The sequence below is a fragment of the Streptomyces sp. NPDC058464 genome (assembly GCF_042721035.1).
Taxonomy (GTDB): domain Bacteria; phylum Actinomycetota; class Actinomycetes; order Streptomycetales; family Streptomycetaceae; genus Streptomyces.
On the sequence record NZ_JBHXMA010000023.1, the window covers coordinates 31,049 to 45,588 of the forward strand.

18 protein-coding genes and 1 pseudogene are annotated in these 14,540 nt (G+C 70.5%); 5 read left to right on the forward strand and 14 right to left on the reverse strand.

Annotation, left to right across the window (positions count from 1 at the left end; translation table 11 throughout):
- Position 1: 1 nt before the first annotated feature.
- The 6 genes from ACFWPQ_RS28150 to ACFWPQ_RS28175 form a co-directional block, all read right to left on the reverse strand.
- A complete protein-coding gene (locus tag ACFWPQ_RS28150) occupies positions 2-1,594 on the reverse strand; it encodes a proton-conducting transporter membrane subunit (RefSeq protein ID WP_384040446.1) in 1,593 nt (530 codons plus the stop codon).
- A complete protein-coding gene (locus ACFWPQ_RS28155; RefSeq protein ID WP_384040449.1) occupies positions 1,594-2,286 on the reverse strand; it encodes a hypothetical protein in 693 nt (230 codons plus the stop codon). Before ACFWPQ_RS28155 ends, ACFWPQ_RS28150 begins: the two co-directional genes overlap by 1 nt.
- Positions 2,283-3,239 (reverse strand): respiratory chain complex I subunit 1 family protein, encoded by a 957-nt coding sequence (locus ACFWPQ_RS28160; protein ID WP_384040452.1) that lies wholly within the window; start codon positions 3,237-3,239, stop codon positions 2,283-2,285. Before ACFWPQ_RS28160 ends, ACFWPQ_RS28155 begins: the two co-directional genes overlap by 4 nt.
- 10 nt (positions 3,240-3,249) lie before the next feature.
- A complete protein-coding gene (locus ACFWPQ_RS28165; protein WP_384040455.1) occupies positions 3,250-5,283 on the reverse strand; it encodes a proton-conducting transporter membrane subunit in 2,034 nt (677 codons plus the stop codon).
- Complete coding sequence (locus ACFWPQ_RS28170; RefSeq protein ID WP_384040458.1) at positions 5,280-5,765, reverse strand: NADH-quinone oxidoreductase subunit B family protein; 486 nt, start codon at positions 5,763-5,765, stop codon at positions 5,280-5,282. The genes ACFWPQ_RS28165 and ACFWPQ_RS28170 overlap by 4 nt, the downstream gene beginning before the upstream one ends.
- 182 nt (positions 5,766-5,947) lie before the next feature.
- Complete coding sequence (locus ACFWPQ_RS28175) at positions 5,948-6,298, reverse strand: metalloregulator ArsR/SmtB family transcription factor (RefSeq protein ID WP_361305377.1); 351 nt, start codon at positions 6,296-6,298, stop codon at positions 5,948-5,950.
- Positions 6,299-6,511: 213 nt separating this feature from the next.
- On the opposite strand from ACFWPQ_RS28175, the gene ACFWPQ_RS28180 reads away from it, so the two are divergent.
- Together ACFWPQ_RS28180 and ACFWPQ_RS28185 are read left to right on the forward strand one after the other, a co-directional pair.
- Positions 6,512-6,697 carry a hypothetical protein gene (locus tag ACFWPQ_RS28180; protein ID WP_384040462.1) on the forward strand — a complete coding sequence of 62 codons (186 nt, stop codon included), beginning with the start codon at positions 6,512-6,514 and terminating at the stop codon, positions 6,695-6,697.
- 142 nt (positions 6,698-6,839) lie between these two features.
- Positions 6,840-7,073 carry a hypothetical protein gene (locus ACFWPQ_RS28185; protein ID WP_384040465.1) on the forward strand — a complete coding sequence of 78 codons (234 nt, stop codon included), beginning with the start codon at positions 6,840-6,842 and terminating at the stop codon, positions 7,071-7,073.
- A gap of 46 nt (positions 7,074-7,119) precedes the next feature.
- Here the strand turns inward: ACFWPQ_RS28185 and ACFWPQ_RS28190 are convergent, their stop codons facing one another.
- From ACFWPQ_RS28190 to ACFWPQ_RS28225, 8 genes and pseudogenes are all read right to left on the reverse strand, one after another.
- Entirely contained in the window at positions 7,120-7,545 is a 426-nt protein-coding gene (locus ACFWPQ_RS28190; RefSeq protein ID WP_384040468.1) for an ATP-binding protein, read from the reverse strand.
- Complete coding sequence (locus ACFWPQ_RS28195; RefSeq protein ID WP_384040471.1) at positions 7,545-7,952, reverse strand: pyridoxamine 5'-phosphate oxidase family protein; 408 nt, start codon at positions 7,950-7,952, stop codon at positions 7,545-7,547. Before ACFWPQ_RS28195 ends, ACFWPQ_RS28190 begins: the two co-directional genes overlap by 1 nt.
- Positions 7,949-9,673 (reverse strand): SulP family inorganic anion transporter, encoded by a 1,725-nt coding sequence (locus ACFWPQ_RS28200; RefSeq protein ID WP_384040474.1) that lies wholly within the window; start codon positions 9,671-9,673, stop codon positions 7,949-7,951. Before ACFWPQ_RS28200 ends, ACFWPQ_RS28195 begins: the two co-directional genes overlap by 4 nt.
- Positions 9,670-10,011 (reverse strand): ArsR/SmtB family transcription factor, encoded by a 342-nt coding sequence (locus ACFWPQ_RS28205; protein ID WP_384040477.1) that lies wholly within the window; start codon positions 10,009-10,011, stop codon positions 9,670-9,672. Before ACFWPQ_RS28205 ends, ACFWPQ_RS28200 begins: the two co-directional genes overlap by 4 nt.
- Positions 10,012-10,316: 305 nt before the next feature.
- Positions 10,317-10,526 (reverse strand): annotated as a pseudogene (locus tag ACFWPQ_RS28210) (GNAT family N-acetyltransferase); the annotation flags it as partial.
- 734 nt (positions 10,527-11,260) lie between these two features.
- On the reverse strand, positions 11,261-11,806 hold the full coding sequence (locus ACFWPQ_RS28215) for a hypothetical protein (protein ID WP_384040480.1): 546 nt from the start codon (positions 11,804-11,806) through the stop codon (positions 11,261-11,263).
- A 545-nt stretch (positions 11,807-12,351) separates the two neighbouring features.
- Entirely contained in the window at positions 12,352-12,696 is a 345-nt protein-coding gene (locus ACFWPQ_RS28220) for a hypothetical protein (protein ID WP_384040483.1), read from the reverse strand.
- 52 nt (positions 12,697-12,748) lie between these two features.
- Positions 12,749-13,321 (reverse strand): hypothetical protein, encoded by a 573-nt coding sequence (locus tag ACFWPQ_RS28225; protein ID WP_384040486.1) that lies wholly within the window; start codon positions 13,319-13,321, stop codon positions 12,749-12,751.
- 176 nt (positions 13,322-13,497) lie between these two features.
- Here ACFWPQ_RS28225 and ACFWPQ_RS28230 point away from each other — a divergent pair, with 176 nt between their 5' ends.
- The 3 genes from ACFWPQ_RS28230 (at position 13,498) to ACFWPQ_RS28240 (ending at position 14,499) form a co-directional block, all read left to right on the forward strand.
- The gene (locus tag ACFWPQ_RS28230; RefSeq protein WP_384040489.1) at positions 13,498-13,644 is read left to right on the forward strand and encodes a hypothetical protein; all 147 of its coding nucleotides are present in this window, start codon (positions 13,498-13,500) and stop codon (positions 13,642-13,644) included.
- A gap of 10 nt (positions 13,645-13,654) precedes the next feature.
- Positions 13,655-14,026, forward strand: a complete 372-nt coding sequence (locus ACFWPQ_RS28235) for a hypothetical protein (RefSeq protein WP_384040492.1) — start codon at positions 13,655-13,657, stop codon at positions 14,024-14,026.
- Positions 14,027-14,199: 173 nt separating this feature from the next.
- Positions 14,200-14,499 carry a putative quinol monooxygenase gene (locus ACFWPQ_RS28240; protein ID WP_384040495.1) on the forward strand — a complete coding sequence of 100 codons (300 nt, stop codon included), beginning with the start codon at positions 14,200-14,202 and terminating at the stop codon, positions 14,497-14,499.
- Positions 14,500-14,540 lie beyond the last annotated feature (41 nt).

Consider the following 14,540-nt stretch of genomic DNA (forward strand, 5'->3'; position numbering starts at 1 on the left):
TTCAGCCTCCGATCGCCTGGGCGGCGGCGTGCAGCAGGTCTGTGAGCGGGCCGGTGGCCACGCCCAGGGCGGCGCAGGCAACCAGCCCCAGTGCCAGGGGCCACACGACAGAGGGGCTTTCGTGTGTCGGTGTTCCTGGTCCGAGCAGCATCCGGGCGGTGCGGGCTGCGAGCGCGGCGAAAGCCAGGAGCACCAGCAGCAGAGCGGCCGCGGTGACCGAGCTCAGGCCCGGGCCGGCGGCGAACCCGGCCCGGGCGATGCCGAGTTCGGAGGCGAAGAGGCTGAAGGGCGGGAAGGCCATCAGGGCTACGGTCGCGAGTCCGAACGCCCCTCCCAGCGACGGCGCCTGGGCGATCAGGCCGCGGACGCGTCCGATCCGTGTGGTGCCGGTCAGCTGGAGGATGTGGCCGGAGGCGCAGAAGGCGACGGACTTGGCCAGTCCGTGGCCGGCGATGTGCAGCAGTGCGGCGGACAGGGCAAGGGGGCTTCCGATCGCCGTGGCCAGGGCGATCAGGCTCATGTGCTCCATGCTGGAGTAGGCGAGCATCCGCTTGTAGTCGCGCTGGGCGAGCAGCAGGCCGGCCGCGAGGGCAAGGGTGAGCAGCGCGATGGCGGCGAGCAGGACGCGGGTGAAGTCGGTGCCGAGGGCGGCATCCGCGATGACCCGGTAGCGCAGGATCGCGGTGAAGGCCACGGAGAGCAGGACCCCGGACATGAGCGCGGAGACCGGCGCGGGGGCCTGGCTGTGGGCGTCGGGCAGCCAGGCGTGCAGAGGGACCAGGCCGGCCTTGGCACCGAAGCCGAGGACGACGAGGGTGATGCCGAGGCGGGTGACCGCCGGGTCGAGCCGGTCGGCGCGGGTGACGAGGGTGGGCCAGTCAAGTGCCCACGCCTCCGTGATCCCGGCCTGCCGGGCCGCGTAGTAGATCAGCACGGTGCCGAGGAAGGCCAGCGCGATACCGGCCGAGCAGATCACGACGTACTTCCAGGCGGCCTCCACCGAGGTGCGGCTGCGGCGGTGGCCGACGAGGAAGGCGGTGACGATGGTGGTGGCCTCGATCGCGACCCACAGCACGCCGAGGTTCGCGGTCACCACGGCCAGGCACATGGCCGCCAGGAACGCCTGGACCAGGGCGTGGTAGCGAGGTACGGTCCGCTCGCTCGTCCTCCCGGCCTCCCGTTCGCCGCGCAGATAGCCGGGGGCACTGCCACAGGCGATGAGCGCGACGGTGCCGATGACCAGGAGCATCCAGGCGGTGAGCGCGTCCGCGCGCAGCAGCCCGGAGTAGGCGCTGCGCGGGCCGTCGGCCATGACATCGACCGCGAGCGCGCTCCCGCAGGCAACAATCACGGCGGGTGAGACGAGCGGAGCCCAGTCCCACACAGGGCGCTCCGGCACCTGGACCGGCTCGGGTGACTCCCCCACCACGACGGAGCCATGTGCGGACTCGCGCTGCCGGGCCTCGGTGAGCGCGGCGGCGAATGCCGCGACAGGCGGGCGGCGGCGCGCTCCCCCCAGTGTGTATGCCCCGGCGACCAGCAGTGGTGCGGCGGCGGGTGCGGTGAGCAGCAGGGCGGAAGCGGTGGGGCTCATCAGTCGTGCAGCTCCCGCAGGTCGTCGATGTCGGTGGTGCCGAATGCCTCGCGCATGCGGGTGGTGAGGATCTGCAGCACCAGGACCGCCAGCAGTACGTCGAAGGAGACGCCGAGTTCGACGATCAGCGGCACCCCGGATGTGGCGAGGAACGCGGTGGCGGTGATGCCGTTGTCCAGCAGGAGGAAGCCGACCACCTGGGCGAGGGCCCGTCTGCGGGTCACCAGGACGAAGAAGCCGATCAGGACGACGGCGAGGCCGACGGGCAGGGCCCGGGTGGCGGGGGTCGGGTTCAGGTCGGTCAGCGGGCGGGCCACCGCGTAGGCCAGCAGGGTGAGCAGGGCCGCGGTCAGTAGCGAGGCGGCGACATTGACCAGGGGCTGTGTCTCCCTGCTCTCCGCGACCGTCGTGCCGTACCGCTGCCGGTCGGCGGTGAGCGCGGCCAGCGCCCGGCGCATCAGATACGGCAGGGCACCCGCTCGGAGGAGGCCGATGCCGATGCCTACGCCGATGAGGTCCCAGCGTTGTTCGTGGGCACCGAGGAGCATGGCGAGGGCGGCGAGCGCGATGCCCTGGAGGGCGAAGATCCTGACGATGACGGCCAGTTCACGCACCCACAGCACGAGCACGGCCGCCAGCAGGAACAGGCCACAGGCCAGGTCCAGGAGCTGGGTGTAAAGGCCATCGTTCATGAGGCTCCGGTCAGGAAGTACGAGGCGGTCACCGCGAGGAGCGCCAGCAGGAAGGATCCGGCGAGCAGTTCGGGCACGCGGAACAGCCGGACCTTGGCCCAGCAGACCTCGGCTGCCGCGAGCACCGCGCTCAGCAGGACGAGTTTCGCCGCGAGCAGCACCAGGGCCACGGCAAGGGCGGCCCAGGAGGCGGTGGTGGCGATGCCCCAGGGCACGAACAGGGAGGAGAGCAGGCCGAGGAGCAGGGTGAGGCGCATCTGGGCGCCGAGTTCGACCAAGGCCAGGTCGGGGCCCGCGTACTCCAGCACCATCGCCTCGTGGATCATGGTCAGTTCGAGGTGGGTGGAGGGGTTGTCCACCGGGATCCGCCCGGTCTCCGCGAGTACCGCCACGGCGAGCGCGGCCACGGCCAGGAGCCCGGCCGGGGAGGCGAGACGGGCCGGTTCGTGGGCGGCGCCGGTGACGATGGCGGGGATGTTGGTGGTGCCGGCCGGTATCGACAAGGCGAACACCGACAGCAGGATGGTCGGTTCCACCAGGGCGGCGACCGTCATCTCGCGCGAGGAGCCCATGCCGCCGAACGCGGTACCGGTGTCCAGGCCGGCCAGGGCCAGGGCCAGCGTGCCCAGCGCGATCAGCGACACCACCACGATGAGATCCGCATGCCCACTCACCGGGGTGTCGGTGGACAACAGCGGCACGAGCGCGGCAGTGACCGCGGTGGTGGCGACCAGCAGCGCGGGCGCGGCCCGGAAGGCGGGCCCGGTACCGACCGGGGTGATCGGTTCCTTGCGCAGCAGCTTGCGGGCGTCCCGCCAGGGCTGGAGCACCCCGGCCCCGGCCCGGCCCTCCAGACGGGCCCGTACCTGGCGCATCCAACCCGTCAGCAGCGGCGCCCCCGCAGTGACCGCCACGATCTGGCCGGCCACAGCCGTGTATCCGACAGCACTCATCTGTTCGCTCTCACCAGCCCACCGCCAGGATCAACAGAAGGACGACCAGTCCGGCGAAGCCGTAACCGAGATAGAGGTGAACGCTGCCACCCGCCAGCCGCCGAGCCGCCTGCCCGGCACCTGCCAGGGACCGCAGCACCGGGTCATACAACCGGTGCTCGACCCGGTCGGGCACCCGGCGCTGGAAGCGCACCCGCTCCACCAGGTACGCCGACTCCCGCACCGGGGTGACATCCACGTCCTGCTCGGGTGCGAGGACGTCGTCGAAGACCCGCTGCAGCGGCTCGGCGAACGAGGTCGCGGTGTAGGCCATCCGCGGGGTCGGCGCCCCGCCCCCGCAGTCCCACAACCGGGCGTTCACCCGGCGCCTGCGCCGTCCGAACAGCCGGGGCAGCCCCGCGGCCAGCACCAGCGCCACGGTCAGGGCGGCCACCACCCACACCGGCGACAGCGTCGCGGAGACATCGGCGAGCCGCACCCTGAGCCCACCGCCCGACACCGCACCGCTGCCAGGAAGCCCGACCGCGCCCACGGCCCGGTCGAGGCCGTCGCCCAGCAGCCCGGGCACCAGTGCCAGGGCCGCACTCCCCGCCCCGAGCAAGGCCATCGCCACGAGCATCGACAGCGGTGCCTCCTTCGCGGCCGCCGCCTGCGTGCTGCGCGGCCGGGCGAAGAAGCCCACCCCGAGCGCCTTGACGAAGACAGCCGCGGCGATCCCCGCTGACAGTGCGATCAGTGCCACCGCCAGCGGCAGGACGACCGCCACCGCGACGCCCGGCACCACCAGCCCATGGATCAGGGACTGCAGCAGCAGCCACTCACTGACGAACCCGTTGCCCGGCGGCAGCGCCACCGCACCCAGCGCGCCCAGCGCGAACAACCCGGCAGTGAACGGCATGGACGAGCGCAGCCCGCCCAGCCGGTCCAGGTCCCGCAAGCCGGTGGCCCGCACCACCGAACCGGCCGCACAGAACAACAACGCCTTGAACATGGCGTGGTTGACCACGTGCAGCAACGCCGCGGCCAGCGCCAGCGCGGCCAGCGGCCGGTTGCCGTAGGCGGCGAACAGGCCCGAGGCACCCACCCCGATCAGGACCAGACCCATGTTCTCCGAGGTCGAGTACGCCAGCAGCCGCTTGAGATCGGAGGCCATCGCCGCCTGCAGGATCCCGTACACCGCGCTGGCCCCGCCCACCGCGATCAGCCCCAGCCACCACCAGGCCGGACCGCCGCCGAGCAGATCGACGCCGGTACGAACCAGGCCGTAGATCCCGAGGTTGACCATGGCGGCACTCATCAACGCCGAGACGGGGCCGGGCGCTTCGGAATGTGCGCGCGGCAGCCAGGCGTGCAGCGGCACGGCACCCGCCTTCGATGCGAAGGCGAGCGCGACCAGGACGTACACCAGGCCGCGGACCGTGGGCGACATGGTGTGCGCGCCCGCGCGCAGCGCGGCGAAGGTCTCCCCGCCTGTCTGCCCGGCGAACAGGGCGAAGCCCGCGAGCAGCAGTACCAGGCCGAGGTGGGTCATCACCGCGTACCAGATGCCGGCTTGCCGCACCGAGTCCCGCTCGCGGTGCTCGGCCAGCACCAGCAGCAGCGACGCGAGCGCCATCACTTCCCACATGGCCAGGAACGTGGACACGGATGCCGCGACGGGCACCAGCACGAGGGTGAGAGCGAACAGCGGCAGCACCGCCTGCGCGGTACGTGAGCCGAGCCCGTGCGCGCCGTGCCCGGCCGCGTACCCGATCCCGTACACCGCGACCGCGCCCACGACGGCCCCCGCCACAGCCATGAAGAGGCCCGCCAGCGCGTCCACCGCGACGTGCGCCCCTGCCAGCGGAAGCAGGCCGGGGAAGGCGGCGCTCCAGCGGCCGCCTCCCAGTGCGGCCACCCCCGCCGTACCGCCGGCAACCCCCACACCCGCCGTCAGTACGCCGGTGGCCGGAACGCGCAGCCGGTAGGGCAGCGCGCACCCGGCCGGCGCACCCGCTCCGGCCAGTGCGGTGGCTGTAACGAGGGCGGCCGGGATCACGCTCACCGCCCCGTCACTCTCCTGAGCGCGGCGATGATCTCCGCGGGTTCCGGCGGACACCCCGGGACCTGGAGATCCACCGGTACGACGTCGGACACAGCGCCCTCGACGCCGTGTCCGCCCGCGAACTCCCCGCAGTTGATCGCGCAGTCCCCGACCGCCACCACGAGCCGCGGCTCGCCCATCGCCGCGACGGTACGCCGCAGCGGCTCGGCCATGTTCCGCGTCACCGGCCCGGTCACCAAGGCCACGTCCGCATGCCGGGGCGAGGCCACCAGCCGCGCCCCGTACCGCTCCGCGTCATACACCGGGTTGAAGGCCGCCGCGATCTCGATCTCGCAGCCATTGCAGGACCCGGCGTCCACACACCGCACCTGCACCGACCCGCCCAGCTCCCGCGCCGTCGCCGGTACGTCGCCCTGCGGAGGGCGGGGCGGCGCCGGCTCGGCCACCTTCCCGGTGGCGCGGATCTTGCGCAGCAGGCCCATGAACCCTCCCTGAGTCGGTGAGGACTTCTCCGCAGGGGGCCAACCGGCGATCCCATGAGCAGAGTTACGGCACTTTTCCGACGCTTTGCCCTGATGGAGAATCTTTGTGAAGGCGGCCGCCTCCCGGCACCACAGAGCGCTGTCAACTCTCCGGGGAGACGGCCGCCGTCTTGGGGCCGCCGCTACGACGGCGGCTTCGCCTCCCCCTGCGCGGCCTGCAGGTCGGCGAGCAACTCGGCCTGCCCGGCCAGCACGCCGGAGAGGATGCCCCGTGCCACCCGCAGCAGCTCCGCGAGGTCCGGGCTGGCCAGCGAGTAGTACACGTTGGAGCCCTCCTTCCGGGTCCGCACGAGGTTCGCGCGCCGCAGTACCGCGAGCTGCTGGGACAGGTGCGCGGCCTCGATGCCCACCTCGGGAAGCATCTCCGCGACCGCGTGCTCGCGCTCGCTCAGCAGCTCCAGGACACGGATGCGGGCCGGGTGGCCGAGGGTTTTGAAGAACTCGGCCTTCAGCTGGTACAGCGGTGTACTCACCTGGCCGTCTCCTCCCCCGTACAGCAGCACGGCACCACCGGCCGGGCCTCGGCGCATCGCATCCACCCACTCGTCAAGAACATGCGGCCCATCCTCACCTGCGGCACCGGCCAAGCCGAAACCGCACCGGAGGAGAGGACCGTCGAATCCGCTAGTGATGACCTCAGGAATTGCTAACATTAGCAATTCCTTAGGTCTTGTGAGGAGGGTTGCGTGAGGATCACCCCGCTGCGCGGCAGTGGCGTCGCCTGGTTCAAGTGCCCCGGCTGCCGTCTGAAGTGCCGGCCCACCGCCCTTGCTCCGGACGGCAGCTGTCCGCGCTGCGGCGAGTCCCGCCTGCTGAAGCTGGCCTTCGGAGGCCGTGCCGATCAGCCCACCCCGTATCCCCGCCAGGGATGAACCCTGCGCGGCAGGCGGAGCCGGGGAGGGATGCGACGGGCGACCGAGATCTCCGGCTCGGCAGCGGTGCCTGTTTCCAGTGGGCCCCACCGGGGCGCAACGCCTCGCGCTGGAGGTGGCCTGTCCGGTCATCGTCTGCGTGTTGTCCTTCAGTACGTCGGTGATCGCCGCCGGCGAGCGGTGGCCCGACGAGCGCCTGCGAGCTGCCCTGGAAGACCTGCTGGGCGCAGGCGCCCTCGTCTCCGAGCTTGGCGCCCAGGGCGCGGGTCCGCCGTCCACGGAGGCCGCGGCCGCGAAGGCGGGCTACGAGGACTCCTCCACGCTCGTGCCCGTCCGGGACGGCGACAACGCCTTCGCGCCCGGCCGAGCCGGGTAGGTCACCCGGCGCTCGGGTCACCGGCAGGCCAGCCGGTGCGTCCGGTTCACAGGGGGAGGGTGATCCAGATGCTCTTGCCACCGCCGTCGGCATCCGCGCGGACCACCGCCGTCCCGCCCAGGGCGAGCGTGAGTTCCATGACCGTGGCCAGGCCGCTCGTCCCGGTACCGGTGACCGCGCCATACAGCGGCGGCTGGTAGGGGTGGCGGTCGTGGACGGCGAAGGCCAGGCAGTCCCGCCCGGCCGCGTAGATCACGGTCACCGTCGGGGAGAGGACGGCGGCGTGCCGGACGCTGTTGGTGACCAGCTCGGCAAGGATCAGCAGCGCCGGATCCACTGCGGGGTGACGCAGCCCGATGCCCCACTCGACCAGGGCCTGCTCGGCGGTCTCGCGGGCTGACCGTACGGCGGACGGCTCACTGGGCAACGTGAGCACATGTCGGTGGGGCAGCGCTTCAAGTTGAGCGGACATCATGCCTCCGCGCGGGCGAGGCGGAATCCGGTGACGGTCTTGGGGTGCAGGCGCAGCAGGGTGTCGTGCGGGCCGTGGCTCCAGCCCGCGAGGGTGCGCCGGTAGTGGCCGGCCTCGTCGGGGCCGGTGATCACCTCGGCGGGGCCGGACACGGTGACCGTCCAGCCGGTGCCGGAAACGGCCCGGATGTCGTCGACGTGGTACGTCGCCGTCGCAGGCACCGCCGCGACCGGCACGGGCGTGCGGACGACGAGCCGGCCGTACTCCCACACGTGGTGGGCGGGACGGATCACGGCCAGGTCCCGCTGCGCGTACACCAGCCGGCCCAGTGTGCTGCCTTCCAGCAGCCACAGAGCCTCCGCGCCGGAGACCTCGACCAGGCGAAGGGGGGTGAGGGGAGAGCTCATCGCAGGGCTTCCTCGCTGGAGGTTCGAGGCTTCTGGGCGGGAAGGGCCGGCAGGACTCCGGCCGTTTCCAGGTGATCGCGGGCGGCCCGGATGGCCTCGGGAGTGGTGGCGTACTCCCCGCCCTCGTGGCGCAGCAGGTCCAGCGCGCCCACGGAGTCCAGGACCTGGCGCTGGCCGGGGCGTATGCCGGAGGACATGACGACGATGCCGCGCCGGTTGAGTTTCTCGACCGCGTCCTTGAGGACGAGGGCGCCGGTGGCGTCGATGGTGGTCACGCGGGACATGCGCAGGATGACGACGCGGACGTCGGCGACCTCGGACAGTTCCAGGAGGAAACGGTGGGCGGCGGCGAAGAACAGCGGGCCGTCGATGCGGTAGGCGACGATGTGCTCGGCGAGCAGCGCGTGTTCTTCGGCGCTGTGGTCGCCGCGGTCGAGCGGGACCTGGTCCAGGCGGGCCTGCCTGGCGACGGCACGCAGGGCGAGGGCGCCCGCGACGACCAGGCCGATGATCACCGCGTACACGAGGTCCAGGGCCAGGGTCGCGACAGCGGTGAGCACGAGGATCAGGGCGTCGGAGCGGGTGGCCTTCGCCATCGCCTTGAGCGAGCCGACCTCGACCATGCGGATCGCGGTGGCCAGCAGCACCCCGGCGAGCGCGGCCAGCGGGATCCTGGAGACGAGGGGCGCGGCCGCAAAGACGATCACCGCGAGGACCGCGGCGTGGATCAGGGCGGCCAGTCGGGAACTCGCGCCGGTGCGGACGTTGACCGCGGTGCGGGCGATCGCTCCGGTCGCGGGCACGCCGCCGAACAGCGGGGCGACGATGTTGGCCAGGCCCTGACCGAACAGCTCCCGGTCCGCATCGTGTTTCTGGCCGACCGTCATGCCGTCGGCCACCGAGGCCGACAGCAGCGACTCCAGAGCGGCCAGCGCCGCAACCGCGACGGCGGGAGCGAGCAGGGAGCCGAGCGCGCCCGGGTCCAGGAAGGCGAGGGACGGCGCGGGCAGGCCGGACGGCAGGTCACCGATCGGCTTCGCCGCGTCCAGGCCGGCCACCTGGGCCACGACGGTGGCCGCGATCACCGCGAGAATGGAAAACGGGACGGCGGGCCGCCAGCGGGCCCCGATGATCATGACAGCGGCAACGGCCAGAGCGAAGGCGACGGCGGTCCAGTTCGGATCCTTCGCGAACTCCTCCAGCGCGCGCCAGGTCACCACGAGGACGCGGTCGCCCTCGGGCTTGGGCACCCCGAGCGCGTTGGGGATCTGCTGCAGACCGATCACGCAGGCGATGCCGAGAGTGAACCCCTCGACCACGGGCGCGGGCACGTACTGCATGTACTTGCCGGCCTTGAGCAGGGCGAGCGCGACGAGCATCACGCCGGCCATCAGCCCCACCGTGAGCACCCCACTCGGCCCGTGCGCGGCGACGATCGGCACGAGCACCACCGTCATCGCACCCGTCGGCCCGGACACCTGCAGATTCGAGCCGCCGAACACCGCGGCGAGCGCACCGGCGACGACCGCGGTCGCCAGTCCCGCCTCGGCACCCAGCCCGGAGGAGACACCGAAACCGAGCGCGAGCGGCAACGCGACGATCGCCACCGTCAGACCCGCGAGCAGGTCCCGGCGCGGGTCGCGGCGCATCTCCGCCACATCGCTACGGCCAGGCAGCAGCGCCGCGATCCGGCCCTGGATCCGGGTGAGGGCGGACGTCATCGCGCGGCGACCTCGACTTCCCGCAGCTCGGCCAGCAACTCGTTCTGCCCGGCCAGCATCTCGGTCAGGATCCGCCGTGCGGCCTTCAGCAGGTCGGCGACGTCCCCGCCGGCCAGCTCGTAGACCACCGTCGAACCCTCCCGCGCCGAGGTGACGATGCCTGAACGACGCAGCACCGCCAGCTGCTGCGACAGACTGGAGGGTTCCACCTCGATCGCGGCCAGCAGACCGCGTACCGGCATCGGTCCGTCCTGCAGCAGCTCCAGCACCCGTATCCGCACGGGATGCCCCAGCATCCGGAAGAACTCGGCCTTCGCCTGGTACAGCGGAACGGACACAACCCCTCGACTTCCCGACAGCGCCCCGGCCGGGGCAAGCGAAGGCTGCGCCCACGGCTACCTGCAGACACAACAAACACAGCATCTAGCCAATTGCGAAATTTTGCAATTCAGCATCCGATGGATGCGCTGAGGAGTCCCCCGGTGACGCGGTGGGTCTGTCGGTGAGTTTCGGGACCGCATATCGGTCAGCGCCGTGAACGCCTCGGGTTCAAAACCGGAGGGCTTGCGGTGGGAGCATGGCCGTGCTTCGCGCCGGCTCCGGCCGTCCTTCCTCCCCAAGTCACCAGTCAGAGTCTGCGACCTTATGATCGCGCGGGTTGGTTGGCGATCAGAAGCGTGGTGCCGGCGGGGCGGAAGCCCAGACGTGAGTAGATGCGAGCGACGGCGTCCTCTGCGCAGGCGAGGAAGATGGTGTTCACTCCGTTGTTACGCGCGTGGGCGACCAGGGCCGCCGTGACGGCGGCGGCCAGGCCCAGTTGCGCACGGCACTGGCCCCTGGCGCCTGCACAGGTCGTCGGCAGATTTCCAGCGGGCAGCGTAGCTGACCGAGGACCCCTCACGGGTCACGACGATCGACGGCCACGGCCTCCTCTACGCCGTGCCGGGGTCGGCGAGCGCCTGCGCGTTCCTGGAGACCGCCCCGTATCTGCCCTGGCCGTCGCCGTCTTTGAGTCCAAAGGCCATGGACAACTCCCGCCCATCCGACCCCCTGCGGGAACTGGCCCTCTCGGTCAGCCGCGTCGCGCCCGATGTGCTCTACGCCGATGTCACCACGCCGGACGTCACGGATCTGGAGATCGCCGTGGCACGGGTGATCGTGCCCGGATCCGTCCCGCCCCGGTTCGGGTCTCCCGCACGACCGCGTGCAAGCACCCGCTTCCCCCGAGGAGCCCTCTGCCGGAGCGACCCGCACCCTTTCATGTGAGGTCTGAGCAGTCATCGCGTCCTTGTCCGTAATGGGTAACGGCCCGGTGCGGGCGGAGTGGAGCGGTGCGTTGCGCGGGTACACGCTCCACGCACCGTCCAACTGGCCTCGCGCGTCACCACGTACGCGCGGCTACGGCGGAACCATCCCTCGCTGACGGCATTGTCGAAGCACGAGCCGACCCGGCCCATGGGCGGGTGACGCCGAGCTTGCACCAGGCCCGCCGGAACTTCTGTGAGGCGTAGTCGAGGTCGGTGGCAGCGGCCAGTGCGTAGGCGGCGCGGATCCGGATCGCAGGGTCGGGATCGTGCAGAAGAGGCTTCAAGAGGGGGCATCGGCGGTGATCGCGGCCCGGGCTGCAGCAACCGACCAGCCCGCTGGGTAGCCGGTCACCTCGACGCCGTAGTCGTCGTAGAGGTCGTCGTACTGGGTGTCGGCGCGGTGGAGCAGCAGTTCGCCACGGGAAGCAACGCCGAAGTAGCGGGCGCGGGCCGGGGAGGAGACTTCAGCGAGCGCGTCAGCACGGTAAGGGTGGCGGGGGTCGGCAGCGATCCGAATCAGGAACGGTACGGCGAGCACGGCGGCGGCCCGCATGTCGTTGGCGCACATGCCGCTCACAACTCCCGTTCCGGTGCGAACGGGCGAGCCGCAGGAGTGGAGCAGGCGGACGGCCTCCCTGACGTGATCCCCCTGCGGGAAGTTCTCCCAGGGCACTTCATCGAGCAAGAATCCGTCCTTGACCTCGGGCCGTATGGCGGCCACCACCGCACGCACATCGAACGGCCCGCCCACAAATGAGGACAGGTCTGCCCCGTCCGCCAACGCCCGGCACATCGCGAACGTCGGATCAGTTCGCCACTCGCCCACGTCACACCACCCCACCGCTGAGTCCGACGGAGTAGATCATCCCCGAGCGGACCGATATCGCTGTCGAGCTACTGCTCTCACGCCGCCGGGGCGGCGCGAGGCCGGCATTCTCTGGGCAGACCACGCGGACGCGTAATCGTTAGGATCACCTGTTCGAAGCTGGACATTAAACGACAAGCTCAACAACGGCCCGACCAGTGCCTGGCCACGCCACGTCACGATGACGTGACGCACTCACCGCGGTTGATGGTTCCCCTTGCGACACGGGGACACCAAGCACGTATTCCGTCACCGACCACATCGCTTACGGCGGCGGGCCGCGACCAGGGCCCGCGGGGCGATCTTCCGGTGATACGCGACGTGGCTGGTTGTTTTCTTGGAGGTCATGCCACGCATCCAACGTGCCGTGCAGCGAAAGGCTGTCCGCGTTCCAGCACCACCAGGACTGCGCGTTTCATGGTCCAGTGGGGGCGGAGAGACCTGACGGCGGACTGGTGTGCCACGTCGTTGGACGGACGGCCCCGACCGTGAGGTACGACAGTCGACTACGCTGCGCCCGGCGCAGGCAGTGGAAGCGCTACCCGTCGTCCCAGGCCGAGCTCCTCGGCCGCGTCGTTGCCGACCACGGCAAACGCTCCCGCGGGGACCCCGGGGAGGGTGGCCACGCGGGACGCCACTGCCAGGAGTTCCCGCTCACCTGCTCCGGTGACGAAGAAGACGTAGGCGTCCCCGTCGTCCTCTCCGTCGTCGAAGACCTCGACATCGCCTTGGTTTTCGAGAGCGAAGAGGAAGTCCTCGACGTCCTCGATCCAGGGAAATGGGTAGGCGCCGTCGGGCAGATGGGGTGTCGGCAGCAACGGCACATGGATCTCGACGACTGTGGTGGGCACGGAACCATCCTGCACCAGCGTCTCCGTCCGGCTCCGCCAGGGGCCGACCTCGTCAGCACTCCTGACGAGGTCGGAAGGGCTCACTGTGAAGTCCTTCGCCGACACCATTCACGTCGGCCGGATCCTGGATGAGCGGGCCCGTGATCTCCTTCATCTGCTCGCGCAGGGACCATCCGGCCAGGTCCTCGCGCCATCGGCTGCGATGCACGGAGATGCCGTACTCGGGGTCGCTCTTCCTCCCTGCGTAATCGCGGTCGGCGAAGGGCGGTCGAGCGGCACGCCACGTCTCTGCCGGGATGAGCATGAACTCCGGCCGGTCACCGCCCGTTGGAAAGATCACCAACGCGACTGCGCGATGAGGTTCCAACGGGAAGTGCTTCTTGCGCATGAATACATAGCTGTCGCGGATGCCGACCCGAACCGATTTCACCTGGACCAGCAGATGCCGACCCGCCCCAAGGTCAACCAAGAGGTCGACTCCGCGGTCGTCTGCCACGGGCTCGTACACCTGGTACTCGGCCAGCGCGAACTCGGCGGCCACCAGGAGTTCCGCCGCGGATCCCAGCATCGCCGGACTCGCCGCTTCCCATCGGCCGCCCTCGATCCGGCTGTCATCCTCGCCCATGCCCTCTGGCCCCCTCGCAGTCCCGGCCCCCGCCAACTCACGATGGAAACAGGTCCATGCGCGAGGGGCCACTCCCCATCCACTGTCCGGGCCCGTGGCTACCGGGGGGAGGCAGTGGGCCGGGGCAGCCAGGACGTCGACCTCAGGTACTTGACGACTGTGGACGCCCGCCCCAGATGATCCGCAGCACTCGTCGCGTCGACCTGGCGAACATCATGGACCCCAAGCTCGTAGCCGCCACCCTCGGCATGGACCCCCAGGCCACCCTCATCTACCTTGCTGATCACATCGACCCAGGACGTCTGCCGGACCAGCACCAGTAGAGGAACCTGCATGCGGCACCTCATGCCCTCATTCGCCCTCGCTGCCCTCCGGCGCGGCCAGCAGATCGAGCAGTTCCTCGGCAGGGTCGAACACGATGGTCACCGAGGGCTGCGGTGGGTCGCCCTCAGCCCCGGCTCATCCGGCGTGACGATCTATGTGAGTGATGTCGAAGACGTCGGCACCGACAACTTCTTCGACATCACCGAGTTCCCGCCCCTGGATCCCGAGGAGGAGACGTGGGGACGGATGATCGCGGTCCTGCCCACCTCTGAGGACGCCTTGCACCTTGCCGAGCGTGACCTCTCCGCAGTCCCCCGACGCTGGGTCAACCAGGGCATCGTCTGTGACGAGTATCAGGACTTCCGCAAGATGAACCAGTGAGGTTCGGCGCCGCCCGGCACTGGGGTCCGTCTTCAAAGGATGCTGACGGACGGATTAGAGGCAGCCGCCCGGGGCTGAACCGACCACCTCCGTTGAGTTCGTGGGCTGCCGATGGCAGGGTGCTGCCGTGGGTCGGCGCCCGGCCTCGTCCGAGGAGAGAGGAAGGCCTCTGTATGGCCTACGGCTGCATGGCATCGATGAAGACCCGACCTGGTTTCCGCGACGAAGTCGTCTCCATACTTCTGAGCGCTGTCGACGGCCTTCGCGAGGCAGGATGCGACATCTACATCGTCGGCTGGGCAGACGAGGACGACACGACGATCTGGGTGACCGAGGTCTGGAAGACCAAGGGACATCACGATGCTTCTCTGGAACTGCCCGAGGCGAAGGCGGCCATCAGCAAGGCCATGCCGATGCTCACGGGAGAGTTCACCAAGCAGGAAGTGTTGGTCGCGGGCGGCCTCGGGCTCTGACGATCACCCGTCAAAGAGATCGTGCCCGGACCAGGAGCGAC